Raw genomic sequence first — 24,485 nt, forward strand, 5'->3', positions numbered from 1 at the left:
ATACTCTCCTCCTGGTAATCGTTTTTGTGGTTGAAAACATTGTACCATGTGGAGAGGAAAATGACCCTTTTTACACAATTATATGGACTCTATCCCGAACTCGCTGGTAAAAGGGAAATCATGCTGGTAATAACTATCGATTTTCGAATTTGCCCCCCCTGCATATCCGAATATTTAATAAAAAACGGGGTGATGTCAAAACATCATCCCGTTTTCAGTTAATACAGCGCATGCTTCATACAAACCGCCTTAATCTCCGTATAACTCACTTCATCAGGCAACGCCTCTTTAATTGGTTTGAACCGCAGCTCTTCTAAATCTAATTCACTAATCGTTTCTAAAATAAGTTTTTCCGTTTCATCTGTGACCAATCGGCTAAAATCAAGCTCATAGCCTTCTGAATGGGCGCGGAATAGATGGCTCTCAATCGTGTTAGGTGAAAGACCACGTTCGTCTGAGATGTCGTTAATTGTTTTCCCGCTCGCAAATAATTCGAATGACGTGATGTAGCTTGGTTGCTCGGAAGCGTGTTCATCTTTTTTGCGCGATGGGGCCGCAGATTTCGTTACCGATTGTGTTTTTTTAATCGCATCGCCATGCTCAGCCTTAAATGCTTGTAATGCTTCCAAAAATGGTTCGCCGTATTGATTGTATTTCTTCTCGCCAATCCCTTTGATCCTAAGCATATCAGCTTCTGTTTCCGGAATGTGACTTGCGAGTTCTTTTAAGGTCGCATCGGAAAAGATCAAGTAAGGTGGCAAGTTTTGCTCATCAGCTATGGTTTTACGTAAATTGCGTAATGTTTGGAATAATTCTTCAGAGAACGTGAGCTCGACTGGCTTGGCTTGTTCAGGTCGCTTCATCCAAACTTGTTTTTCGTTTTTTAGAACATCTGTGGCTTGTGATGTTAATTTCAAAACAGGAAATTGTGCGTCAGACACAGTTAAGTACTGATCAGCGACTAAATAGTTGATTAAATTGACAATTTCTTTTTCGGTGTAGTGATTAAGCAAGCCATAAGTTGAAAGCTTATGGAAATTCATATCTATCACTTTTTGGCTTTTAGAGCCTTTTAACACTTTCGCTGTCATCGTTATGCCGAATGATTCATTCATGCGCTTCACACATGACATGATCATCTGAGCTTCCTTCGTCATATCGTCGCGTTCGCCCTCATCTAAGCAGTTGGAGCACCTACCGCAATCACCATCTGTCTCTTTGTCACCAAAATAATCTAAAATATAACGCTGTAAGCATTGGTGCGTATGGCAATAAGCGATCATGTCTTGCAGTTTGTTGTGCTCATCTTGGCGTTGTGAGTCATCTAAATCCGATTGTTCAATCAAAAATTTCTGTAGCTGAATGTCTTGCGGTGAATAGATTAAATGGCACTCACTGTCGACGCCATCACGTCCTGCGCGTCCTGCTTCTTGGTAATAGGACTCAATATTTTTCGGTAAAGCATAATGAAGCACGTAGCGGACATTTGATTTGTCGATGCCCATACCAAATGCGTTGGTTGCGACCATGACTTGGATGTCGTCAGCGATAAAAGCTTTTTGGGCGGATTGGCGCTCGTCTTTCGTCATGCCAGCGTGATAACGAGCAGTCTTAATGCCTTGCTCGTTTAACAGGTCATGAATTTGATCCGTCGTTTTTCGCGTTGGTGTGTAAATAATGCCCGATTCATCTGGTCTTGATCGGACGAAATTTTGAACATAATTTTTGCGATCCACGCCTTTAACGACGTGAAAAGATAAATTTTCCCGAGCAAAGCCTGTCACGACTGTGTGTTCAGTTTGAATAGATAAAAGTTGTTGAATGTCGTGAATGACGGTCTGTGTCGCTGTTGCCGTTAAAGCGATGACAGGAGGTTGTTCGGATAACTCCTTCATCGCAGGAACGACAGAGCGATAACTCGGTCTGAAGTCGTGGCCCCATTGTGAAATACAGTGGGCTTCGTCAAATGCAATCAATGAAATGTCGATTTGGTCTAAGGTATGTAAAAAGTTCGGAGTTTCGAATCGTTCGGGTGAAACGTAAACCAACTGATAGTCGCCAGCTGTCATCCGCCTTAAACGTCGTTGTTGTTCGGATGCACTGAGCGAACTATTGATATAAGTCGCCTGAATATCGACGGTTTGTAACGCTTCGACCTGGTCATTCATTAATGAAATAAGCGGTGAAATAATAATGGCCGTGCCATCTTTGACGAGGCTGGGAATTTGATAGCAAAGCGATTTCCCGCCACCAGTCGGCATGATTGCTAGTGTGTGGTGATTATCTAATATGGATTGAATGGCTCCTTCTTGTCCAGGGCGGAAAGAGGTAAAGCCATAATAATGATTTAAGGTTCGTGTTGCTTGTTCGATCAATTGAGTCACCCTTTTTGACTTAGTACTTCTATTATAACATGGGTGACGGTTCGAAGTTGTTTTTATCGAAACAAAAAGATCTGTTTAAGTTTAATATTTATATAGGTTAAAAAATGGAACTCTTATATATCAGGGGTTCCATTTTTGTAATATTGGCTTGTTAGACTAATGCTCCAGTTACTGCAGTAAAACTAATTATTCAAGGGGTAACTGAAGTTCAACATTGTACATTGTATCTTCATTAACATTCCGATATCGACCTTCGACACCTAAATTTATAACTTCTTTATAATAACTAAAGTTAAACAATGTTTGGTCATCATTTTTAAAATGCACGTCATAATCGGGGTTAACTGGAATGGACATTTCTGCTGTTGAAGCTGTTCTAGCATTATCTAATTTTTTCACAAGTTCTTCAATAAATTCCTGATCATCAATAGTAGCGACCCGTTCCTCGCTGTTCCATTCATATACCTCGATACTTGTAACATCATCACTTAGGTTTAGGTTATTGTTTTGGCATCCTATTAAAACAAAAACAAATAACAAGAGTACAAAAAACAATTTAATTTTTGCCATTATATTTGTCCCCTTTACTTAAATGGACGTTTGGATTGCTATATTGTTTCAAATTCTTATTAAACTATTTTACTTCGATTGTAGTTGAACAAGTGGTTGTGTTTTTCGTGATTCTAGATATCCTGAGTGCATCAAATGTCACCATACTCTGTGTAGATTCCCTTTAATTATCAACTAAAGATCTCAACGAAGGGAAAGAAAATATACATAAGGCTATTGATAATGTCAGACTGGTTTGTTATAGTATGTATTAATCATTAATTTTCCAAAAATCGAATGAAAGATATTTTTGTATTGAATTCATTCGGTTTTTATAAAAATTAACTTGATAACACCTGTTTATCATGTATAATGGTGTATATAAACGAACAATTTCATAAACTACTTGTATAATAGTGGGGATATGGCCCACGAGTTTCTACCAAGTTACCGTAAATGACTTGACTACAAGTGATGGATGCGAATAGGGGTAGACTGTCGTTTGAACGGGTCTAGATCCTTAGCTTTTCGTACTTATTTTGTATGGTTCATATAAGTCGAATGCTTGAAATCACTTTTAGTCGAAGTGGTTTGAAGCATTCGACTTTTTTTATTTTCAAATAGCCTAAAGGAGGTTCAATTATGGACGTATTAGAACAAGCGATTAGAGAACGCGGTCGCGTTTTATCAGAAGATATTTTGAAAGTGGATAACTTCTTAAATCATCAAGTCGACACCCAACTAATGATGGAGATTGGTCAGGAATTCTCCAAGCGATTTCAAGATCAATCGGTGACAAAGGTGATCACTTTGGAATCATCAGGTATTGCGCCAAGTTTCATGGCAGCGAATACGTTAGATGTACCGCTCGTGTTTGCACGTAAGAAAAAAGCGTTAACTGGTTCAGAGGACGTATATACGAGTCGTGTTTACTCTTATACGAAGCAAGAGCTCAATCAAGTGATTGTCTCGAAGGAATATTTAGCTGAAGGTGATCGTGTCTTAATCATTGATGATTTTTTAGCTCATGGCAATGCGGCACTAGGTCTAACAGAAGTTGTCGAAGAAGCAGGGGCAACAGTTGTCGGTATTGGCGCTGTCATCGAAAAGGCGTTTCAAGAAGGGCGAACGCAATTGGAGATGGAAGGTTATCAAGTCGAATCACTGGCACGAATCGAATCGTTATCAAATGGTGAAGTTACGTTTATTGATGAAGTCGTAACGAATAAATAAAAAGGGGCGATGAAGATGGAGAGAGCAGTCAATTATCCATTATTTAAGAAAGAAGATACAGATGCATTTTTCGCGTTATTTCAAAATAACTTAGCTAATTTTGTATTAATTGCAGTGACGATGTTGGGGTTAGGTTTTCCGACAGGGATCGTGTTTGGTCAAGTCATTCCCGGTGCAGCTGTGGCTGTGATCGTTGGTAATTTGTATTATGCGCATATGGCGAAGCGACTTGCTGAAAAAGAAGAGCGAACCGATGTGACGGCGTTGTCGTATGGGATTAGCACGCCAGTCATGTTTGTCTTTTTATTCGGGGTCTTAGTTCCAGCGCATTCCTTAACGAACGACTATCAATTGGCGTGGCAAATCGCAGTTGCAGCAGCTTTTCTAAGTGGTTTGATTCAAGTAATCGGTAGTGTTGCGGGTAATTGGATTCGCAAACAAATTCCACGAGCGGCTTTACTCGGAGCGCTTGCTGGTGTCGCGATTACATTTGTTGCGGGTGAGATGTTATTTAATACATTTTCAATTCCAGTCGTCGGTCTTGTGACGCTCATGATTATTATTGTGGGTGTGATCGGAAAAGTGGCCATGCCGTTTAATATTCCAGTGTCGTTATTTGCGATTGTGATTGGAACGGTTTTAGCATTCACATTAGGCTATCAATCACCGAGTCAAATTTCTGAAGGGTTATCGAATGTTGGCTTGTATCCGATTCTGCCGACACTTGCTGCGTTTGACGGGATGACGATGTTATTTACCGCGATGGTCGGTTTATTAGCTGTGATTATTCCGATAACCGTGTACAACTCGATTGAAACGATGAATAATGTTGATGCGATGGATGCAGCAGGTGATGGTTATGATGTTCGGAAATGCCAAGCTGTTGATGGTGTTGGCACAATGCTAGGTTCAGTATTTGGAGGTCTATTCCCAACAACCGTTTATATTGCATCAGTTGGTTCAAAAGAAATGGGCGCAGGACGTGGATATAGTATTTTGAATGCGATGGTATTTGGATTAGCCGCTGTGACAGGTGTTGTCGCCGCATTATCAGCGATTATTCCGATGGCTGCGATTGCACCGATCTTAGTCTTTGTCGGTTTATCATTAGTCGGAACTGCATTTCAATCAAATGAAACGAAATATTATCCGGCTGTTGCGCTCGCCATGCTACCATATTTCGCGAACTACGTGATGACACGTTTTAATAGTGATGCCGGTCAAGTTGTAGCAGGAATCTCTGAAGGGATCGTCCCGTTAGGTGAAGGTGCCATGTTTACCGCAATTATTTTGGGTGCTGTGACCGTGTTTATAATTGATGGACGCTTTGTGAAAGCAGCTGCTTTCTCGCTAGTTGCAGCTGGATTATCATTTACAGGTTTCATGCACGCCTCTGAAATGGCGTTCAATGCTGCCACGCAATACGCAGTCGCTTATTTACTCGTTGCCGTTTTCTTCATATATTGTGCTTATAAAGAAGAGAGAAGCACGATTAAAGTACCTGAGCACCGCCCGCTTAAAGAGCGTACTGCTTCATAACGATGAAGTCGCTGAAATACCGGCCAGGTCGCTGATATATATGATATTAAGGCGCTCGCCGTTATATATCAGCGAACGTCGATAAAATAAGGATGGCGCCGAAATAATTGAGATCGCGCCGATAAATATCAAATCGCGCTGATAAAATTGGTGAGTCGCTGATATAGCTGATATTTAGGCGCTTGCCGATATATTTCAGCGGACGTCGATAAAATAAGGATGGCGCTGATAAATCTCAGATTTCGCCGATAAATTCAGTGCGCGAAACGCTGATAGCAACTTTCAAACGTTACATCTATTTAAACTTACAGATAAGCATCACGCTTTTCTGTAAGTTTTTTATTTCTCATCATTTATTGATAAAATAAAGGCAAACACTCAAAAAGAAGGAGCTTATCCCATGAATATTGTGTGTGAAGAAAGTTGTGGCAATGCACCGCGTAAAGCTTTATTAAGAGATTTCTCAATCGCATTAACGTCTGGTGATGTTGATTCATTTCAGGAATTTGCGATTGATGATCTGGAGTGGCAATATGTCGGCGGTGATAAGATTGTCGGCTTAGATCAATTACGGCATACTATTCAATCAAAAGGTGAAGATAACATTCAAGAGCTGCGCTTAGAAAATATCATTACTCACGGTAAAACAGCAGCTGTTGATGGCGTCATTCATTATGAGAATGAAACATATATGTTTTGTGATGTATATGAATTCAATCGTGCTGATAAAAACGGCAAAATTAAAAAAGTTAAGTCTTACCTTATTCCGGTACCATCATAATGCCAACAAGCTCTCTAATCAAAATAGTTTGAATGACTACTTCTATCGGGTAGACTGTTCTTAAAAGGAGAGTGAGACCTATGAACGCGACATTAGAACAACCTTCTGGTGAGTCAGTCGAATTAGATGGTCTGATTCAGAATCAAAAATCGATTGTTATTCTTGTGCGTCATCTTGGTTGACCAGTTTGCCGTGAGCATATCACGCAGTTGCGTGAACGTTATGACGAACTGTCGCAGTATGGTTATCAAGTAGTAGTGATTGCACCACACAAAGGAACGTTTGTTCAAGAATTCTTAAATCAATTTGGTGATTATCCATTTCCGTTTTATGGGGATCTAGAGAAACAAGCCTACCGTGAAGTTGGTGCAAAATCGATGTCTAAAAGTAAATTATTGATGAAGAGTCTAAAAGGTCTAGTAAATGGCAAGATTTCCAATGTCATTCCAAATAATAAAGGTCAAAAAGATGTCGTGATGAAATCGATGAAGTCTGAAGATGTTTCGATTCAAGGTGCAACGTTAGTTTTTAATGAACAAGGTGAAACAATTCATATGCATCTGGATTCTTCTCCTGAAGATCACATTAGTGTTAATCAATTATTTGAGATTATAGAACAACCAAAATCATAAGTATAAACACCACCTTATACTTGGAAAAAGATTGTGTATGAAATGGCTGATATGAAACATACTACCATTACATAGCGTCTAATAAACGAGTAGGAAAGGTGGTGTATTTGTTTTGAGAAAAACAGCACTTATATTGCTCATTATTGGTGGCTTAAACTGGCTGCTTGTCGGCTTGTTTGAGTGGGATTTATTAGGTGGTTTATTCGGTGGTATGGATGAATTTATTCCACGATTGGTTTATATTATTGTTGGTTTAGCTGCACTATATGCCTTGTCATTTATTGACAAAGTAGATGATGAATAACTGTTAAAGTCGCTTCTATATAGAAGCGGCTTTTATTTTATTCACTCATGTACCTACTTTCATGTTATTATAGACGTATAAAATTTTGACTTTTCTTATACTTTAGGATTTATTGAAGAGCACTTAAAGTGGGGGACAAAAGTGGAACGTTGTTTTTGCTATGAGAAATTTAAAGATCAATTGCCGAAAGATTTTCGTCCCAATTGTTTTAAAGAGCATTGTCGTAACTACCGAGAAAATATGAGGGAGTTAGGGTATAACGTAACCAAGCCGAAACCATAATGGTTAGAGATAGAATAGTTAACGTGATGATCATTGAACTTAAGGAGGCATTTATCTATGAACCAGGAAGTTACGGAGCAGCAATCACAAATTCAAGCTTTAATTGATAATATTGAAACGGTTGTTGTGGGGAAACGAGAAACGATTGAACTGACAATCGTATCATTATTAGCGAAAGGGCATGTATTGCTAGAGGATGTACCTGGTGTCGGCAAGACGATGCTTGTCCGTGCGATTGCTAAATCACTTGATTTGGATTTTCGTAGAATTCAGTTCACACCAGACTTACTTCCATCAGACGTGACGGGCGTGTCGATTTATAACCAACGTGATATGCAGTTTGAATTCCAACCAGGTCCGATTATGGGTAATGTTGTGCTGGCTGACGAGATTAACCGAACGTCTCCAAAGACACAATCCGCTTTATTGGAAAGTATGGAAGAGAATCATATTACGGTCGATGGTATGACACGCGAATTAAGTAGTCCATTCTTCGTTTTAGCGACTCAGAACCCAATCGAATACGAAGGAACTTATCCATTACCTGAGGCTCAGCTTGACCGTTTTCTCTTAAAATTAAAGATGGGTTACCCTGTTAAACAAGAAGAAATGATGATGTTAGATCGTACGACGCATGAGCATCCGATCGAAACAGTTCAACCTGTTATGACGAAATCAGACCTATTAGCTAAACAAAAAGAAGTACAACAGATTCATGTCAGTCAGTCAGTTAAACAATATATTGTTGAGATTGTTGCGAATACACGTAAGCACCCACTTATTCAGTTAGGTGCGAGTCCTCGTGCATCTATCGCCTTAATGAAAGCAGCTCAAGCTTATGCGTTAGTCAAAGGCCGTGACTATGTGATTCCGGATGATGTGAAGTATATGGCTCCTCATGTCCTTGCTCACCGTTTACAATTAACGGCTGAAGCGAAGTTTGAAGGCAAGTCTGATAAAGAATTACTGGAAGATCTGATTAAGAAAACAATGATTCCTGTAGAAAGAGGATAAAACAATGATTCAATCCATTAAAACGATCGTGACCTTATCCTTAGTAATAGCGCTGATGGCGCTATTATTTACATATAGCATGTTTCAAGGTGGTTTCGTTAGTTGGTTCCTGTTCTTTAGCTTTATTCCCATATTATTATATGCGATTTTTATGATTTTTTACCCAATGGGATTAATGAAGATAGAAAGGCATGTGCATCAACATTATCTGAAAGCCGGACAGACCCTAAAGGTGACAGTCACGATTAGAAGGCGTATTCCTTTTCCTTTATTTTATTTAATCGTTGAAGATGAATTGCCAGAAATGGTGACGTGGCATGATACGAAGCAGTTTAAATATCGGTTTTTAGGTTATCCAGAGCAATTAAAGAATCGGAATAAAGCAAAATCAGTCATGTTTCCGTTCTTACGTCAGAAATTGCAGTTTAATTATGAGATTGATGCGATTCCACGCGGGCGTCACCACTTAAATCAAATTAAAGTTGTAACAGGTGATTTGTTAGGATTTGTGAGAAGAGAGCAACTGGTGAATGCTGATGCTTACGTTTTAGTGGAACCAGGGGAAATTCCGCTCAATTTGGGTATTGAACAATCGACATTTGAAGAAGGACAACAAACGAATTATGCGGTTAAAGCGAATCATACGAACCTCGTTTCGGGTGTGCGTGATTATGCTCCAGGGGATCAGATGTCCTGGATTGATTGGAAGACAACAGCTCGGAAACGTGCTTTAGTGACAAAGGAATTTGAAGAAGAGAAACAAAAGGACTTAACGATTATTCTGAATGGTCATGCAGAAGATGAAAAGCGTTGGCTTGCATTTGAAGCAGGTGTGGAACTAACTTATTCAATCTCCTTAAAAGCATATGAGGATTACGGTGATGTCAGTGTGGTAGCGTTAGGTAAAATACGAGATGACGTGACACTAAAGCATGGGAAACAATCATTTGAAAAACTAACTCGCATGCTTAGTCAGATCCAAATGGTGAAAGATAATCAATTTGCTAAACAATTGAAGCGAGAAGCGTGGCATTTATCAAAGGATCGTCATCTTGTTATCTTGACGCATGATTTATCAACGTCTATTTATCAAACGATTTTACAATTAAAGCAACAACAAGTTGATGTACAGCTTGTCTTTGTACGTAGTAAGCATTTAATAGGACATGATGAGCGTCATGGCATGGATCAACTCCATTATGGGGGCGTACGTGTCACTTGGTTGAATGAAGACCGTTTGACGAAAAGACAGATTGAGGTGAGCGCATCATGAAACTAAAACTAGAACAATCGAATCGTTTAGTTAGTTTAGCGCTCTATGTCGGAAGTATGTTTCTCTTAATGGAATGGGTCTATCCATTAGATATAATCACAGACACGGGTCAATCTCATTTATTTATTGTTTTTATTGTTGTCATGTTTGCCTTGTCAATGATTCATTTACCATTCGGACTTATTTCGGTCATCAAAGCAGGGATCCTGTTATTATTTATTCATCATGTCTTTTTCGATACAGCTTTCTTTTCTACTGAATGGGTGAAGCTGTTCTTTGAAGAAATGGTGATTAATGTTCAAGAGTCGATTCAGCAAAATTGGCAAACATTAACGCCAGTTTTCCGAACGTTTCTCTTTTTAATATTATTATGGATGTTAAGTTATTTATTATATTACTGGTATGTGGTTGTCAAACGTCCACTTGCGTTTATTTTTCTAACAGTGTTATACGTAACCGTGTTAGATACTTTTACGGTGTATGAAGCTAATATTGCGATTATTCGAGTCTTTAGCTTAAGTGCGCTGTTACTTGTGTTAGCTAACTTTCACCGGATTGTTGAAAGTGAGAGATTAACAGAACCTAAAGCTCGCCAGTTTATTAAATGGCTGGCGCCGATGATATTAGTGATAGGCATAAGTGCTGCGATTGGCTATGCAGCCCCGAAATATGAACCGCAATGGCCGGACCCAGTTTCGTTTATACAATCAGCTTCAGAGAATGGATTTGGAAGTGGAGCTGGATTCGGTGGCGTTCAGCGTGTTGGTTATGGTGAGCATGATGACCGACTAGGTGGTGGCTTCCAGATGGATAATACCACCGTGTTTTATGCAACCTCTAGTGCTGAACGCTATTGGAAAGTCGAAACGAAAGATGTCTATACAGGTCATGGTTGGGAGCGTTCAAGTGAAGGTGAACGAATCGCGAGTGAGACAGGCCAATTTCCTGAGATTTCGCAATATGGTGATGTTGTAGCGCGAGAAGAATCAAGTTTAGACTTGCAAATGATTGAACCTGGTAATTTAAATAAAGTCCCTTATATATATGGAACAGAACAAGTGGGAACAACTAATGACCAAATTAATTTTGAATATGATCTCATAACGAATGAGCTCTTGTCTTTAGATAATGGTGAACAAACGCTTGTAGAGGATGATTATTCATTAGAAGCTAATCGTCCTGATTTTCCCAGAAATGCCATGCGTGAAGTTCCAGTTAGCTATCAAGAAGATTCAGGAATAGACGAATCTTATTTGCAGTTACCAGACGAATTGCCTGACCGCGTGAGTAACCTTGCAGGTATGATCGTATCTGAAGAAGACCAGAATCGGTATGATTATGCCAAGGCCATTGAAGATTACTTCAGTGAAGGCGATTATGAATATGCGACTGACGATGTAGCTGTTCCAGATGAGGATGAAGATTATGTGGATCAGTTCTTATTTGAGACGCAGCGTGGTTATTGTGATAATTTCTCAACGTCTATGGTCGTCTTGCTACGATCATTAGATATTCCTGCTCGTTGGGCGAAAGGATTCACTGGTGGTGACCGAGCATTTGAACAGGATGCGTTCCCTGATGCTGGATCCGATGTTTTTGAGGTACAAAATAATAATGCCCATTCTTGGGTAGAAGTTTATTTTCCTGATGTTGGTTGGGTTCCATTTGAACCGACGATCGGATTCCAAAACCAAGTAGACGTCTCTACTGGTGAGTCGATTGACGATATTTTAGATGACAATCAAGATGATGCACTCGATCAACCAGAATCATCTGAACAACCTGATGCTGATAGTCAGCTTGAAGAAGGTGAAGAGGAAGAGGGAAATGATTCTGAAGCGGCTGGTAGTAATGGTGACTCATCTGTTTCACCGTGGATCGTTATTTCGATAAGCGTCATCATCGTCATTATTGTCGGATTATTGATTTATTACCGTGATCGGTTAGTCTATGCATGGCGAAAACAACGACTAAAACGTCGTGCTAACCAAGCGACTATTACTGAATCGTATCAGTTTGTCATGAAGTTACTCGCGAAAAAAGGCTATCCATTTAAGTCTGGCGAAACATTGCGAGAATATGCTAAACAAGCCGATCGAATCTTAGACGGTCGTAGTATGAGCGAATTAACACATTATTATGAACAATTCATTTATCGTGAAGACTCCTTCCAATCTGATCAATCAGAGTATTACCGCCTTTGGAAGAAGGTTACGGATCTGATTTTGTCGAAATAGTGGTTGACTAAAGTCTTGTATAAAGATAAAGTAATAGTGTAAACAAAATTCGATATGGAACACTTATATAATATTGGGAATACGGCCCAAGAGTTTCTACCGGACTACCGTAAATGGTCCGACTATGAGTGACTAATAAACGACAGTAGAGGTACGTCACGTTTTATACGTGAATATCTTTGATGTCGGTTTGTCCTCGTATGCACTCTTGGCGATTACGCTCAAGGGTGCTTTTTTTAGTGTTTCATAAATGGGGGAGGACAGATTGTTGAAAAATTATTTTCGTTTTGAAGAATTAGGCACGAACTACCGTCGCGAAATCATGGGTGGTATCACAACGTTTCTGGCAATGGCTTACATATTGTTCGTCAATCCATCCGTATTAGCTTTGTTGGATGTAGAAGAGTTGCCAGCAGGGGTCACGCGGATGGATCCAGATGCGGTGTTCGTGGCAACAGCCTTGGCTGGTGCAATCGGGACACTTGTTATGGGACTAGTTGCGCGTTATCCGATTGCTTTAGCTCCTGGCATGGGGTTAAATGCGTTCTTTGCTTACACTGTTATTTTACAATGGGGCATTCCATGGGAAACAGCACTAGCTGGTGTCTTAGCTTCCGGATTAATATTTATGGTTCTAACATTAACGGGTGTGCGTGAGAAAGTTATTAATGCAATTCCAAATAATTTAAAACTAGCGGTTGGTGCAGGTATTGGTGTCTATATTGCGTTTATCGGTTTAACGAATGTAGGGATTATTGAAGCGGATCAAGATACGTATTTAACGCTTGGAGATGTTACGGATCCATATACATTACTTGCGATTTTCGGTGTAGTCGCAACGGTTATATTATTAACGATCGGATTTAAAGGTGGCGTATTTTACGGCATGATCATCACAGCCGTAGCTGGGATACTTGTTGGCTTAATCGATCCACCGTCGGGCATGAATGATGTTGTAAGCGGTGTGCCAAGTTTAGAACCAACATTTGGAGCGGCATTTGGCAATTTTGGTGAGATTTTTACGCTGCAAATGCTTGTGGTTATTATGACGTTCTTATTCGTTGACTTCTTCGATACAGGTGGAACGCTTGTCGCTGTCGCAACACAAGGTGGTATGATGAAAGACGGTAAGTTACCACGTGCGAACCGTGCATTATTCTCAGATTCAACAGCAACAGTAGCCGGCTCTATTCTCGGTACATCAACGACGACGTCATTTATCGAGTCAACTACAGGTGTTAGTGCAGGTGCCCGGACAGGTTTTGCTTCAGTGGTGACAGCTATTTTATTCCTGCTCGCATTATTCTTCTCACCGTTATTAGGAATTGTGACGTCAGAAGTAACCGCACCAGCACTTATTATTGTCGGAATTTTAATGGCAGCCAACTTGCGTCATATTGAGTGGGAACAATTTGAAATTGCTGTGCCAGCGTTCCTTACTTTAATTGCGATGCCACTGACTTACAGTATCGCCACAGGAATCGCGATCGGTTTTATCTTCTATCCAATTACGATGTTGGTGAAAGGTCGAGCGAAAGAAATACATCCTGTTATGTATGTGCTATTTGTGATTTTCCTACTATATTTTATTTTCTTACCTGAATAAAATTTTAGCTCATGTTCTTGGCTTAAGAACATGAGCTTTATTTAGCTGAGCTCGTATTTAACCAGGTCGCTGATATTTTATCCAATCTCGCTGATAAAAATGGGATGTCGCTGATAAATCTTAAATGGCGCTGATAAATTGGGAAAGTCGCTGATAAAATCAGAATAGCGCTGATAAATTTCAAATAGCGCTGATATTACAAAATATCGGCGACTCCCATGAAAATGAGCTCGTCATATAATGGTCGCTGATAAATTTAGCTGAGTCGCTGATAAAATTCGTGAGACGCTGACATATATTGTATGGCGCCGATAAAATGAGAAACTCGCTGATAATACTAGGATGGCGCTGATAAATTTCGCGAGGCGCTGAAATAAATCAAAAGATGCTGATAAGTAAAATATATCTGCGACCAGATCTGTGATTTCGCTGATATATGTGCGAAGTCGCTGATATATTCTGGAAGAAGCCGACATTAGAAAAAAGTCGGCTGATCAACAGTGCCCCACCTAATAATTTTTTTGTCACTCATTAGTGAAACATGCAAAATATCAATTATCATGATTCGAAAGTGCATGCCGTATAATAAATGCTGTGTACAATAATGATGAAGTATTGACAATAAGAGTGTTCGCTTGTAATCTAACCGAATAATCATTTACGATATGCACTATACAAGCGTTTGGATCTTATTGGAAGAGGAGGCCCTACATGTTAGAATCTGGACTTATAATGCTATTGATTATCTTTGGTGTTAACATTGTTTATGTATCGTTATTAACTGTTAGGACTATTTTTACATTAAAAGGGCAAAAATATATTGCAGCATCTGTTGGTGTATTTGAAATCACCTTTTATACAGTTGGTTTAGGTTTAGTCTTGGATAACATAGGTGAAATCCAAAACTTAATTGCCTATGCGCTCGGTTTCGGTGTTGGTGTTATTAGCGGTATGAAAGTTGAAGAAAAATTGGCAGTCGGCTATATTACGGTCAATGTGATTTCGTCCGATCCTAGCATTCCATTTACTGAATCTCTAAGAAATCGTGGTTATGGGGTGACGAGTTGGTATGCTTATGGCATGGAAGGTGACCGTTTGGCGATTCAAGTGCTAACACCACGTAAATATGAATTAATGTTATATAAATCAATTAAGGAAATTGACCCGAAAGCATTTATTATTGCGTATGAACCACGCCAGATTCATGGTGGTTTCTGGGTGAAGAAAGTTAGAGGGAGTCGATTGAAACGTGAAGAAGAAAAAATTCAGAGTCAGTGATTATCAATCGATTGATGATTGTTTGAATCAGATGCAGTCAGAAGGGTATCGGCCGATTAAACGTATTGAAAAGCCGGTGTTTGAAGAGCAACAATCAGGTGAAGCTGAGCCTGTGGAACAGGAAATTGTTTTTCAAGCTGTAAAGGATGAATAATTTGATCATGATGACATACAAAATCCGAACACGTACAGAAGACGGTTCGGACTTTTGTATTTGATAATTGTATTTAATCCGTAACTGGTGGGTTAGTGGATTGGGATGATTGATTTTCTCCCGACGATTGATTGTCTTCAGGTGAATCGCCTTCAATATTCGTTGGGTCAGAAAATAAGTTAAATGGTAAATTGGCATTAATTTGCTTTTTCACCATGTCGGTTACAGGACAATAGCGTACAATTCCTTCAGCGACCTTCATAGCTGCCGCAAGAATCAAGATATAATAACGTTGGTGCCACGGGCGTTTAGTTGCTTTGACTGTTCCGTAGCTAATGAAGAACAATCCTAATGTTATTCTTACTAATGCATTAATGGTTCCGATGTTTTGTTTTCCCATTTTACCCTTCCCTTCAAGAGTTTAATGTATTAAAATTTTACATAAGTGGATAGTGCACGTTGATAAACGGAGGCATGGATTATGAAAGAACAATTATACAGATGGCGAAATAAACAAATTAGACAACATACTGCCGTGGTTAATGGCGACATTGCACCTACTCTCGTCTTAAAAAATGCGACCTACTTGAATGTTTTTCTAAAGCAATGGATTAAAGCGAATATTTGGATATATGAAGATCGCATTGTGTACGTTGGTGACGATATGCCAGACTACGTGTCAGATCGAACGGAAATTAAAGATTGTTCTGGACAATATCTTGTACCTGGATATGTGGAACCTCATGTGCACCCATTTCAGTTATATAATCCCCATTCATTTGTGGAATATGCATCAAAGCGTGGAACGACAACATTTGTTAATGATAATTTGATGCTTCTTTTATTATTGCAAAAAAAGAAAGCGTTTTCTTTACTGGACGATTCGCAAACATTACCAGTATCCATGTTCTGGAGTGCAAGGTTTGATTCGCAGTCGGAGTTAAGAGATGAGGAAGAATTAATTAATGATGAGACAGTTTTAGATTGGCTCTCACATGATGCGGTTATGCATGGTGGTGAGTTGACTAATTGGCCTGAAATACTGAATGAAGATGATCGCGGTTTATATTGGATGCAGGAAACGAAACGTCACCGTAAAGTAGTGGAGGGGCATTTCCCAGGAGCCTCAATAAAAACATTGGCGAAATTAAAATTACTTGGAGCGGATGGTGACCATGAGTCGATCTCCGGTGATGAGGTTTATAATCGCGTTAGCTTAGGTTATTATACGGGCTTACGCTACTCTTCAATTCGACCTGATTTGCCTAATATTCTAGATGATTTAAAAGCATATGATGGCGAATATTATGATTACTTGTTCTTTACAACAGATGGTTCAACACCGTCATTTTATGAACAAGGTGTCATCGATCGTTGTATAGAAATTGCAATTGAAAAAGGTGTTAAGCCAGAAGAGGCTTATGCCATGGCAACCATCAATTCAGCGCGCTATTTCGGGATTGACCATCGACTCGGCAGTATCGCACCTGGTCGTATTGCGCATATCAACTTCTTGGAAGCTCCAGATCAACCAGAACCCACAGCCGTATTAGCTAAAGGCGAATGGATTACGTTTGATGGCTATGCATTTCAGCGATTAACGCCTGATATTGAATGGTTGCGTTACGGATTTAGTGAGCTGAATATCGATTGGTCGTTACGTGAAGATGATTTAATTTTCTCATCACCAATTGGAATGAAAATGTTAAATGACGTGATTTTGAAGCCATATCCGGTGAAATCAGAATCTCAAAGTCAACAGTTACCTGAAGAAGATGATACAGCTTATGTGATGCTAATGGACCGCGATGGCGAATGGCGTATTTCCTCATTCTTAAAAGGGTATACGAAATCAATTGGAGGCCTGGCGAGCTCTTATTCTAATACAGGCGATATCGTCTTAATTGGTAAAAATACAGACGATATGAATATGGCATTCGAGCGGATGAAAGCATTAGGTGGCGCGATTGTAGTTGTGAATGATGGCGACATTATTTACGAGTTACCACTCCCATTACAAGGGGTGATGTCAGATTTACCAATGGATGAATTGATGGCTAAAGAACGTGAGCTGAAAACATTGATAAAAGAACACGGTTATTCTTATAGTGACCCGGTTTATACATTGTTGTTTTTATCATCAACACATCTTCCATATATTCGTATTACACCAAAAGGTTTAATGGATATTAAGAAAAAAGAGATACTTTTTCCTTCTGTTATGCGTTAAAATAAAACTAGACCATTCACAAAAAGGGTGTTGAATATGAAAAAGATGATTTGGCTATGGGCGCTAGTGCTTACAATCGTGTTAGTAGCTTGTAGCGGTGGGGAAGAAAGCGAGCAAGAGCAATCAACAGAAGATGAGTCATCAACAGAAGAACAAGAGACAGATGAATCGAACGAATCTGAAGAATCAGAAGAGACGTCAGAACCTGAATTCACGTATCCGTTAACAGGTGAAGAGGCTGACGAAGAAATTAATCGACGAGCACTTGCGGTAATGGTTAATAATCATCCATCTGCAAGACCGCAAACTGGATTAACGGATGCTGATGTCGTTTATGAATTTTTAGCTGAAGGTTACATTACGCGACTTGTGGCGTTGTACCACAGTGAATTGCCAGAGCAAGTCGGTCCAGTTCGAAGTGCGCGTTCGTATTATATTGAAACAGCTAAGGCCCATGATGCTTTATATATCTACCATGGAGCTGCCAATTTCATTGAAGAAGATTTACGTAACGGCTGGGTTGATAATTTAAATGGTGCTTATCATGATGATGATAAACACTTATTCAGGCGATCCTCTGATCGTCAAGCTCCTCACAACTCATATGTCTTCTTAAATAATGCACATGACGTAGCATCAAACAAAGGCATAGAAACTGAAATGGAGCATGAAGGCTATAATTTCAGATCCGTCAATAATGATGAACCAGTTGAAGGTGAAACAGCTGAGTCGGTTAATATTACTTACTCGTCCAATCGTAGCGTGTCGTATCAATATGATGAAAACGAGGGTGGCTACGTTCGCTCAAGCGACGGCCAACAGAACAGTGATTTAGTCACGGGTGACCCGATTGTCCTTGAAAATGTGTTAATATACGAAACAGGGCATGAAGTCATTGATGATGCTGGTCGCCGTGAAATAGATATTCAATCAGGTGGCCAAGGATATGCCTTGCAAGAAGGCAAGTTGAAAGAGATTGAATGGGAAACCGTGAACGATGTCATGACACCAATGGTTGACGGTGAACCGTTAGAATTATTACCAGGACAGACATGGGTCAACATTGTACCAGAATCGCCAGGATTAACTGAATCCGTTACATACGAGTAACGAAGGAGGCAAAACATGCAAATTGATAAATTACGCGGTCGCGAATTAGACCAATTATTTGAAGCGATTTTACAATTAAAAGATGTTGAAGAATGTTATCGATTTTTCGATGACGTGGCAACAGTGAATGAAATTCAAGCGTTAGCACAACGTTTAGATGTCGCGCGTATGTTACGCGAAGGCCATACGTATCAACGCATCGAGGAAGAAACAAGTGCTTCAACAGCGACAATCTCACGTGTTAAGCGTTGCTTGAACTATGGCAATGACGCTTATGAATTAGTGCTTGACCGTGTTCATGAAGAAAAATCACAATCATAAAATAAAAAGATATTGATTAAAATTCTGTAGTACAAGTAAGGGAATAAATATGTAAATTTCCTTACTTGTACTACTTTTTTATATGAGGAATTTTGATTTAAAAAATGTCTTGGAAATTGAAAGTCTAATTGTATTTATGTGGTAAGATGAAAGGAAGCATATTGTTTAACTAACTTGTGAGATCATTGACTTTAGAAACGAGATATTAAGGGGGGATAAAATGCAAGAAAAAGCCAACGTTTGGTCATTTATCTTTTCTGTTATTTGTGTATTTTTGTTTCTAACAGTTTCGTTTTCAGGTTGGTTTAGTGATTCTATAGCAGGTATCTATCCTTTAACTATCGTTCTATGTATAACATTATGCACATTCCTGTTTGGTATATTCGGTTTATCTGGGGTTAGAAACTTGATGGATCTGGCAAGAAGTGTGTCTACAATGGTTATTACACTTAGTTTATCAGTTTTTCTTGGTTTTGTTTTATTAATGGGGGGCCTACTTAACTAAATGGCTAAACTAGTTTAGAAAAAATTATATTTGTTAGTAAAAGGATGGATCGTACTCTTTTTGATCGTGACATTTTAGTTTGGCGCAAAGAAAAGTCATTATGGCGTAAGTCTTTTCAATTTTGGTGCAATGGAGTTTGAGTTTGGTGCAAGACAATTGAAATTTGACGCAAGGGACTGAATTTCTGACGCAACAAAGATCAATTTTGAAACAAACATAACGGAATTTGACGCAAATAAAAACGACCAGCTTAATGAGTTAAGCTGGTCGTTTTTTGTCTAGGAAACCTTAGTTGAAACCGCAGTATTTACATTGATGACCCAATCAAACGGATCGTCAATTTTTCCGTATTGGATTCCCATGAGTGTATCGTATAAGTTTTTCGCGAGATGTCCTGTTTCCCCGTTATTGAATACCATTTCTTTATGGCCCCAATCGAGCTGTCCAATTGGAGAGATCGCCGCAGCTGTTCCTGTTCCAAAAGCTTCAAGAACATTACCCTTTTCGTATTCTGTATAAAGTTCATCGATTGTGATTACTCGCTCTGTCACATGATATCCCCAATGCCTGAGTAAGGCCATGGCTGAATCGCGGGTAATGCCGTTTAAAATACTACCGTTTAGTTGCGGGGTGACCACTTCATCACCGATTTTGAAAAAGACGTTCATACTGCCAACTTCTTCAATATATCTTTTTTCAACACCATCGAGCCATAGCACTTGTGCGTAACCATCTTGAGCTGCAACTTCTTGTGCTTTCAAACTCGCGGCATAGTTACCGCCCGTTTTGGCTTCACCAGTCCCACCTCTAACTGCTCGCACGTAATCATTTTCAACAGCAATTTTGACAGGGTTAATTCCTTCTTTATAGTAAGCGCCGACGGGTGAGAGAATAATCATCAATGTATAATTCGTTGATGGTGCAACACCTAGAAACGGTTGGGTTGAAATAACAGTCGGACGAATATAAAGAGACATGCCCTCGCTAGTTGGAATCCAATCTTTTTCAATCTGAATTAATTGTTTTAATGCATACAAAAGGAAATCTTCATCAATTTGAGGGATACATAGTCGCTCGTTTGATTGGTTAAGTCGCTGAAGGTTTTTCTGAGGGCGGAAGAGTAGTGGTTCGCCTTCAGGGCTAAGATAGGCTTTTAGTCCTTCGAATACGGATTGACCATAGTGGAATACCATTGCGGCAGGGTCGACTTGAAGCGGTTGATATGGTGTGATTCGCGCATCATGCCATCCTGATTCCTCGGAGTAATCCATGAGAAACATGTGGTCAGTGAACGTTCGCCCAAACGAAAGTTCATGATCATTAGGTTTTTCTTGATAGGAAGTGGTTTTGAATACAGATAGTGATTGTTCAGCCATGTTGTCATCCCCTTATTTACAGAAAATTTTAATCGTTATCATAATACACGTTTCGTCAAGTTTCAACCCTTTTTAATAATGTAAGCGTTTTTATTTGAAAATTATAAAAATTGTTTAATTTACGGTTGAAAATACCAATTCAAGGGAGTAGAATACAGTTTAAATTTTCTAACTCAAAGCTATGAAGCGTTAATGTTTTAAGCTTTCTAAAACTAAAGAATTTGAAAGGAGGTCCAGTGATGCTTACATTTCTTGCATCCATCTTATTTTTGATTGTTGGTTACATAACGTACGGAAAGGTGGTTGAACGAATTTTTGGGGCAGACGATTCACGACGAACGCCTGCCTACGAAAAGCATGATGGTTTTGATTATAGTCCGATGAGTTGGTGGAAAGGTAGTTTAATCCAGTTATTGAACATCGCTGGGCTTGGTCCGATCTTCGGTGCCATTATGGGGGCACTTTACGGACCAATTGCATTTGTTTGGATCGTATTAGGATCGATTTTTGCGGGGGCTGTGCACGATTATTTCGCTGGCATGATGTCCTTAAGACATAATGGAGAGCAATATCCGACGCTGGTCGGAAAGTACTTAGGAAAATATGCACAATCATCGATTAACATCGTTTCCATTGCCTTAATGGTGTTGGTGGCAGCAGCGTTTACGGCGGGGCCTGCAGAGCTAATTGCCCAATTAACGCCTTTGACCTTTACTGTCGCGATTATTCTCGTCTTTGTTTATTTATTAGTGGCAGCGGTTCTCCCGATTAATAAAATTATCGGAAAGGTGTACCCAGTCTTCGGTGGCATTTTAATTTTTATGGCTTTAGCGATTGGGTTCGGCATGTTATTTTTGTTTGAACACCCGATTCCGAATTTAACTTTCGCGAGTATGCATCCAGGTGAATTACCGCTTTGGCCACTGATGATGGTGACGATTTCGTGTGGTGCGATCTCAGGCTTTCATAGTACACAGAGCCCAATTCTCGCTAGAACAATTAAAAAAGAATCAGAAGGTCGAAAAGTGTTTTATGGTGCAATGATTGGTGAAGGCGTTATTGCATTAATTTGGGCCGCTGCAGGTATGACGTTCTTCGGTAATACAGGCGGTTTGCAGGAAGCAGTGACTGCAGGCGGTGCCGCAGGAGTAGTAAATGAAATAAGTCAGACGACGCTTGGGACTTTAGGTGGTATATTGGCGATTTTAGGTGTGATTATCTTGCCAATTACAACTGGTGACACAGCGCTTCGGTCATCGCGAATGATGTTAGGTGATATGCTACGTCAAATGACGAAAAGATCGCTTAACGGGCGCAAGGCGAAGTTGTTTTTAATTATTCCAGTGGCACTTCCGGCTTTTCTATTATCTCAAATAGACTATTCATTTTTATGGCGTTATGTTGGTTGGACCAATCAGCTCGTAGCGACGGTGATGTTATGGACAGGAGCTATGTATTTATTGAAACAAGCTAAGTTTCACTGGATTTGTAGTGTGCCGGCAACATTTATGACGGGTGTGGTCTCGACGTATATCTTTTATGCGCCAGAAGGATTTGGCTTAGACTATAGTCTGTCGATGATTCTAGGTTCGATTATATGGCTGGCTGTGATTAGCTGGTTCGCTTGGCAAGTTTATCAAGAAAAGCGTCAAGAATACCCCGTTGTTGCTCGTTCGAACGCGAATTAAGGAGGTCATAATATGAGTATAGTCGATCAATTATATGCAGCCTATCATGGTGGTCCTGCCTTATCACGTGTCGAAGTGGGTGCGGGATCGTTAGAACAAGCTTATCAATTACAGAGGCAGGTTGTTGAGGAAGAAGATAAGCTAGGTAATCCACTTGCTGGTTATAAAATTAGTTTAACAAGTGGCGAAACACAAGATTTATTTGGCGCAAACGAACCGCTTTATGGCGCTTTATTGCAGGATTCGATTGCCAATAACGTTGTTGAAATTAATGCGTTCAATGAACCACTGATTGAAGTAGAATTAATGTTTTTAATTGATAGACAGATTGATCCAGATGATGATGAAACAACGATTTTAGAGAAAACGCGAATCGCACCAGGCATTGAAATTCCTGATTCGCGTTATGAAGATTGGTTTCCGAAGTTAGCTTTGAACCAAATTGTGATGGACCGAGCGGTGGCAGGAAAAGTGGTTGTCGGTGAAGCGCAAGAAGGTTTAACGAAGGCTGAACTCAATGACCTGACCGTACATGTTTCTTTAGATCAACAGCTGTTAGTCACAGGAAATTCTAATGATGTGATGGGAAATCCGTTAAATGCCGTGAAATGGTTGATAGATGCATTAGCTCGAAATAATCAACGTTTAGAAGCTGGCATGGTCGTTTCATCAGGAACATTCATGCTACCGAAACCGCTTGAAAAAGGTCTTTACCAAGCAGATTTTGAGCGAATCGGCCAAGTGCAGGTGGAGGTAGTTTAGTTTGACGCAAGTAAAGACGCGTTTGATTCAACGGAGAAGAAAAGTGACCCAAGTTTTCTGAAATATGGTGCAAGGAGTTTGAATTCTGAAGCAAGGTACTCAAATATTGACGCAACAAATTTGTATTATGAAGCAACAAAATCAAAGGATGATGCAAGCAATCTACAATGAGTTGCAACCCATTCATAAAGTCGACGCTAAAAACGTTCATCACCACTTTGGCGATGAACGTTTGTTATGGAATCATCCATGTTGTTAATGAAAACAAACTGATAGAGCCGAGAATTGTGACGAGTGTGTAAATCCAAAATTGGGTAAAATAACGTTTCTCAATTAACTGGATAGCTTCCACGCTAAAGGTTGAAAATGTTGTGAATGCACCGAAGAAGCCGACACCACAAACTAGATAAAGGAAACCTTCTAATTGACTGACCAACGCTAATCCAACTGCACCCAATAAATTCACGACAATCATTGCGAGGGGAAGTGCCTGTTTGGAGCGATTTTGCATGATCGTTTGACCAATCATATAGCGACTAGCTGCACCTAAACCGCCACTGATAGCTAGCAAGAGAATATTCATGCGCGTTCACCTCGATGGATTAAACGGTAACCAACGAAGGCTAGTATAAGACCACCTGCTACTGATATAAAACTGTAGCCAACTGATGTTAACCAAACATCGTTACTAGCCAAGGCATACACGTCGCTCGCAAAGGTAGACATAGTTGTGAAACCACCCAATAAGCCAACGCCGACGCCGACTTTAAGCCATTCAGGGATAGTTTTTTCAATTGTATAAGCTGTGAATATTCCGAGTAAAAAGCTACCGACTAAATTGACAAGCAGTGTAGAGGTGTTTGGGAATGATAGATCAATTGAGTATCTTAATAGAGTCCCTACTGCCCCGCCAATTGCAACAAATAAAGCATTTTTATACATAAAGATCCCTCGAAGTGAGTCATAATGGTTTATTATAGCATATTCCTAAAAGGCACGTGTAGCGCGGATTAATTGACGTCAGGGTGTTTTTATGTGTAAGATATAATAGTGAAAATTAATAAATCCTCGTTAGGTGAGGCTCCTGTGCGGAGATATGCTACTGCCCAAAAACGTCCAAAGACGCCAATGGGTCAGCAATAACGATCGACATAAGGTCGTTTTTAACGTAGCTGGTTAATCCTATGCCGCTCAGTGCTAAAGCTCAAACGATTGGAGGAAGATGAC

Annotated in this window: 23 protein-coding genes and 3 riboswitches; of the genes, 17 read left to right on the forward strand and 6 right to left on the reverse strand. The window is 39.8% G+C overall.

Going from position 1 to position 24,485, the window contains the following annotated elements; translation table 11 throughout:
• Positions 1-218: 218 nt before the first annotated feature.
• The gene (gene recQ / locus J2S77_RS08260; protein WP_306976359.1) at positions 219-2,375 is read right to left on the reverse strand and encodes a DNA helicase RecQ; all 2,157 of its coding nucleotides are present in this window, start codon (positions 2,373-2,375) and stop codon (positions 219-221) included.
• A 195-nt stretch (positions 2,376-2,570) separates the two neighbouring features.
• A complete protein-coding gene (locus J2S77_RS08265) occupies positions 2,571-2,954 on the reverse strand; it encodes a DUF5301 domain-containing protein (protein WP_306976361.1) in 384 nt (127 codons plus the stop codon).
• Positions 2,955-3,319: 365 nt separating this feature from the next.
• Positions 3,320-3,421, forward strand: a riboswitch (purine riboswitch).
• Positions 3,422-3,575: 154 nt separating this feature from the next.
• On the opposite strand from J2S77_RS08265, the gene J2S77_RS08270 reads away from it, so the two are divergent.
• From J2S77_RS08270 to J2S77_RS08320, 11 genes are all read left to right on the forward strand, one after another.
• Positions 3,576-4,166 carry a xanthine phosphoribosyltransferase gene (locus J2S77_RS08270; RefSeq protein ID WP_306976363.1) on the forward strand — a complete coding sequence of 197 codons (591 nt, stop codon included), beginning with the start codon at positions 3,576-3,578 and terminating at the stop codon, positions 4,164-4,166.
• A gap of 15 nt (positions 4,167-4,181) precedes the next feature.
• Positions 4,182-5,705, forward strand: a complete 1,524-nt coding sequence (locus tag J2S77_RS08275) for a SulP family inorganic anion transporter (protein ID WP_306976365.1) — start codon at positions 4,182-4,184, stop codon at positions 5,703-5,705.
• Between the two features lie 400 nt (positions 5,706-6,105).
• The gene (locus tag J2S77_RS08280; RefSeq protein WP_306976367.1) at positions 6,106-6,486 is read left to right on the forward strand and encodes a nuclear transport factor 2 family protein; all 381 of its coding nucleotides are present in this window, start codon (positions 6,106-6,108) and stop codon (positions 6,484-6,486) included.
• 209 nt (positions 6,487-6,695) lie between these two features.
• Positions 6,696-7,118 (forward strand): AhpC/TSA family protein, encoded by a 423-nt coding sequence (locus J2S77_RS08285; protein ID WP_306976368.1) that lies wholly within the window; start codon positions 6,696-6,698, stop codon positions 7,116-7,118.
• 112 nt (positions 7,119-7,230) lie between these two features.
• Complete coding sequence (locus tag J2S77_RS08290) at positions 7,231-7,422, forward strand: DUF378 domain-containing protein (RefSeq protein ID WP_306976370.1); 192 nt, start codon at positions 7,231-7,233, stop codon at positions 7,420-7,422.
• A 339-nt stretch (positions 7,423-7,761) separates the two neighbouring features.
• The gene (locus tag J2S77_RS08295; RefSeq protein WP_306976371.1) at positions 7,762-8,718 is read left to right on the forward strand and encodes an AAA family ATPase; all 957 of its coding nucleotides are present in this window, start codon (positions 7,762-7,764) and stop codon (positions 8,716-8,718) included.
• A 4-nt stretch (positions 8,719-8,722) separates the two neighbouring features.
• Positions 8,723-9,991, forward strand: coding sequence for a DUF58 domain-containing protein (locus J2S77_RS08300; protein WP_306976374.1), 1,269 nt, complete (start codon positions 8,723-8,725; stop codon positions 9,989-9,991).
• Positions 9,988-12,228: a transglutaminaseTgpA domain-containing protein gene (locus J2S77_RS08305; protein ID WP_306976376.1), complete on the forward strand. Its 2,241-nt coding sequence runs from the start codon at positions 9,988-9,990 to the stop codon at positions 12,226-12,228. The genes J2S77_RS08300 and J2S77_RS08305 overlap by 4 nt, the downstream gene beginning before the upstream one ends.
• Positions 12,229-12,271: 43 nt before the next feature.
• Positions 12,272-12,373: riboswitch (purine riboswitch) on the forward strand.
• A gap of 123 nt (positions 12,374-12,496) precedes the next feature.
• Complete coding sequence (locus tag J2S77_RS08310; RefSeq protein ID WP_306976378.1) at positions 12,497-13,834, forward strand: NCS2 family permease; 1,338 nt, start codon at positions 12,497-12,499, stop codon at positions 13,832-13,834.
• Positions 13,835-14,545: 711 nt separating this feature from the next.
• A complete protein-coding gene (locus tag J2S77_RS08315; RefSeq protein ID WP_306976380.1) occupies positions 14,546-15,112 on the forward strand; it encodes a DUF2179 domain-containing protein in 567 nt (188 codons plus the stop codon).
• A 31-nt stretch (positions 15,113-15,143) separates the two neighbouring features.
• Entirely contained in the window at positions 15,144-15,266 is a 123-nt protein-coding gene (locus J2S77_RS08320; RefSeq protein WP_243864171.1) for an NETI motif-containing protein, read from the forward strand.
• 73 nt (positions 15,267-15,339) lie between these two features.
• Here J2S77_RS08320 and J2S77_RS08325 read toward each other — a convergent pair whose 3' ends face one another.
• A complete protein-coding gene (locus J2S77_RS08325) occupies positions 15,340-15,666 on the reverse strand; it encodes a YgaP family membrane protein (RefSeq protein ID WP_306976382.1) in 327 nt (108 codons plus the stop codon).
• 81 nt (positions 15,667-15,747) lie between these two features.
• Here J2S77_RS08325 and J2S77_RS08330 point away from each other — a divergent pair, with 81 nt between their 5' ends.
• From J2S77_RS08330 to J2S77_RS08345, 4 genes are all read left to right on the forward strand, one after another.
• A complete protein-coding gene (locus tag J2S77_RS08330; RefSeq protein ID WP_306976384.1) occupies positions 15,748-17,496 on the forward strand; it encodes an adenine deaminase C-terminal domain-containing protein in 1,749 nt (582 codons plus the stop codon).
• 36 nt (positions 17,497-17,532) lie between these two features.
• Positions 17,533-18,606, forward strand: a complete 1,074-nt coding sequence (locus J2S77_RS08335; protein ID WP_306976386.1) for a DUF3048 domain-containing protein — start codon at positions 17,533-17,535, stop codon at positions 18,604-18,606.
• 15 nt (positions 18,607-18,621) lie between these two features.
• Positions 18,622-18,927, forward strand: a complete 306-nt coding sequence (locus J2S77_RS08340) for a YerC/YecD family TrpR-related protein (protein WP_167261812.1) — start codon at positions 18,622-18,624, stop codon at positions 18,925-18,927.
• A 220-nt stretch (positions 18,928-19,147) separates the two neighbouring features.
• Positions 19,148-19,432 (forward strand): hypothetical protein, encoded by a 285-nt coding sequence (locus tag J2S77_RS08345; RefSeq protein WP_306976392.1) that lies wholly within the window; start codon positions 19,148-19,150, stop codon positions 19,430-19,432.
• 278 nt (positions 19,433-19,710) lie between these two features.
• Here the strand turns inward: J2S77_RS08345 and J2S77_RS08350 are convergent, their stop codons facing one another.
• Positions 19,711-20,808: a branched-chain amino acid aminotransferase gene (locus tag J2S77_RS08350; protein ID WP_306976394.1), complete on the reverse strand. Its 1,098-nt coding sequence runs from the start codon at positions 20,806-20,808 to the stop codon at positions 19,711-19,713.
• A gap of 239 nt (positions 20,809-21,047) precedes the next feature.
• Between J2S77_RS08350 and J2S77_RS08355 the strand changes: the two genes are divergently transcribed.
• Together J2S77_RS08355 and J2S77_RS08360 are read left to right on the forward strand one after the other, a co-directional pair.
• Positions 21,048-22,496: a carbon starvation CstA family protein gene (locus tag J2S77_RS08355; RefSeq protein WP_306976397.1), complete on the forward strand. Its 1,449-nt coding sequence runs from the start codon at positions 21,048-21,050 to the stop codon at positions 22,494-22,496.
• A 12-nt stretch (positions 22,497-22,508) separates the two neighbouring features.
• On the forward strand, positions 22,509-23,258 hold the full coding sequence (locus J2S77_RS08360) for a 2-keto-4-pentenoate hydratase (protein ID WP_306976399.1): 750 nt from the start codon (positions 22,509-22,511) through the stop codon (positions 23,256-23,258).
• A 235-nt stretch (positions 23,259-23,493) separates the two neighbouring features.
• On the opposite strand, the gene J2S77_RS08365 is transcribed toward J2S77_RS08360, so the two are convergent.
• Together J2S77_RS08365 and J2S77_RS08370 are read right to left on the reverse strand one after the other, a co-directional pair.
• Positions 23,494-23,841: a fluoride efflux transporter FluC gene (locus tag J2S77_RS08365; RefSeq protein ID WP_306976401.1), complete on the reverse strand. Its 348-nt coding sequence runs from the start codon at positions 23,839-23,841 to the stop codon at positions 23,494-23,496.
• The gene (locus J2S77_RS08370) at positions 23,838-24,200 is read right to left on the reverse strand and encodes a fluoride efflux transporter FluC (RefSeq protein WP_306976403.1); all 363 of its coding nucleotides are present in this window, start codon (positions 24,198-24,200) and stop codon (positions 23,838-23,840) included. Before J2S77_RS08370 ends, J2S77_RS08365 begins: the two co-directional genes overlap by 4 nt.
• A gap of 118 nt (positions 24,201-24,318) precedes the next feature.
• Positions 24,319-24,483: riboswitch (M-box (ykoK) riboswitch) on the forward strand.
• Positions 24,484-24,485: the final 2 nt, after the last annotated feature.

This window comes from Alkalibacillus salilacus, assembly GCF_030812915.1.
GTDB lineage: Bacteria > Bacillota > Bacilli > Bacillales > Alkalibacillaceae > Alkalibacillus > Alkalibacillus salilacus.

What these genes read in the sequence shown, in the direction of transcription:
- J2S77_RS08275 (WP_306976365.1), top strand. Translation starts at nt 4,182, where the DNA reads ATGGAGAGAGCAGTCAATTATCCATTATTTAAGAAAGAAGATACAGAT.
- J2S77_RS08330 (WP_306976384.1), top strand. Translation starts at nt 15,748, where the DNA reads ATGAAAGAACAATTATACAGATGGCGAAATAAACAAATTAGACAACAT.
- J2S77_RS08335 (WP_306976386.1), top strand. Translation starts at nt 17,533, where the DNA reads ATGAAAAAGATGATTTGGCTATGGGCGCTAGTGCTTACAATCGTGTTA.
- J2S77_RS08345 (WP_306976392.1), top strand. Translation starts at nt 19,148, where the DNA reads ATGCAAGAAAAAGCCAACGTTTGGTCATTTATCTTTTCTGTTATTTGT.
- J2S77_RS08270 (WP_306976363.1), top strand. Translation starts at nt 3,576, where the DNA reads ATGGACGTATTAGAACAAGCGATTAGAGAACGCGGTCGCGTTTTATCA.
- J2S77_RS08360 (WP_306976399.1), top strand. Translation starts at nt 22,509, where the DNA reads ATGAGTATAGTCGATCAATTATATGCAGCCTATCATGGTGGTCCTGCC.
- J2S77_RS08365 (WP_306976401.1), bottom strand. Translation starts at nt 23,841, where the DNA reads ATGAATATTCTCTTGCTAGCTATCAGTGGCGGTTTAGGTGCAGCTAGT.
- J2S77_RS08295 (WP_306976371.1), top strand. Translation starts at nt 7,762, where the DNA reads ATGAACCAGGAAGTTACGGAGCAGCAATCACAAATTCAAGCTTTAATT.
- J2S77_RS08355 (WP_306976397.1), top strand. Translation starts at nt 21,048, where the DNA reads ATGCTTACATTTCTTGCATCCATCTTATTTTTGATTGTTGGTTACATA.
- J2S77_RS08305 (WP_306976376.1), top strand. Translation starts at nt 9,988, where the DNA reads ATGAAACTAAAACTAGAACAATCGAATCGTTTAGTTAGTTTAGCGCTC.
- J2S77_RS08325 (WP_306976382.1), bottom strand. Translation starts at nt 15,666, where the DNA reads ATGGGAAAACAAAACATCGGAACCATTAATGCATTAGTAAGAATAACA.
- J2S77_RS08300 (WP_306976374.1), top strand. Translation starts at nt 8,723, where the DNA reads ATGATTCAATCCATTAAAACGATCGTGACCTTATCCTTAGTAATAGCG.
- J2S77_RS08265 (WP_306976361.1), bottom strand. Translation starts at nt 2,954, where the DNA reads ATGGCAAAAATTAAATTGTTTTTTGTACTCTTGTTATTTGTTTTTGTT.
- J2S77_RS08340 (WP_167261812.1), top strand. Translation starts at nt 18,622, where the DNA reads ATGCAAATTGATAAATTACGCGGTCGCGAATTAGACCAATTATTTGAA.
- J2S77_RS08350 (WP_306976394.1), bottom strand. Translation starts at nt 20,808, where the DNA reads ATGGCTGAACAATCACTATCTGTATTCAAAACCACTTCCTATCAAGAA.
- J2S77_RS08280 (WP_306976367.1), top strand. Translation starts at nt 6,106, where the DNA reads ATGAATATTGTGTGTGAAGAAAGTTGTGGCAATGCACCGCGTAAAGCT.
- J2S77_RS08315 (WP_306976380.1), top strand. Translation starts at nt 14,546, where the DNA reads ATGTTAGAATCTGGACTTATAATGCTATTGATTATCTTTGGTGTTAAC.
- J2S77_RS08370 (WP_306976403.1), bottom strand. Translation starts at nt 24,200, where the DNA reads ATGTATAAAAATGCTTTATTTGTTGCAATTGGCGGGGCAGTAGGGACT.
- J2S77_RS08320 (WP_243864171.1), top strand. Translation starts at nt 15,144, where the DNA reads ATGCAGTCAGAAGGGTATCGGCCGATTAAACGTATTGAAAAGCCGGTG.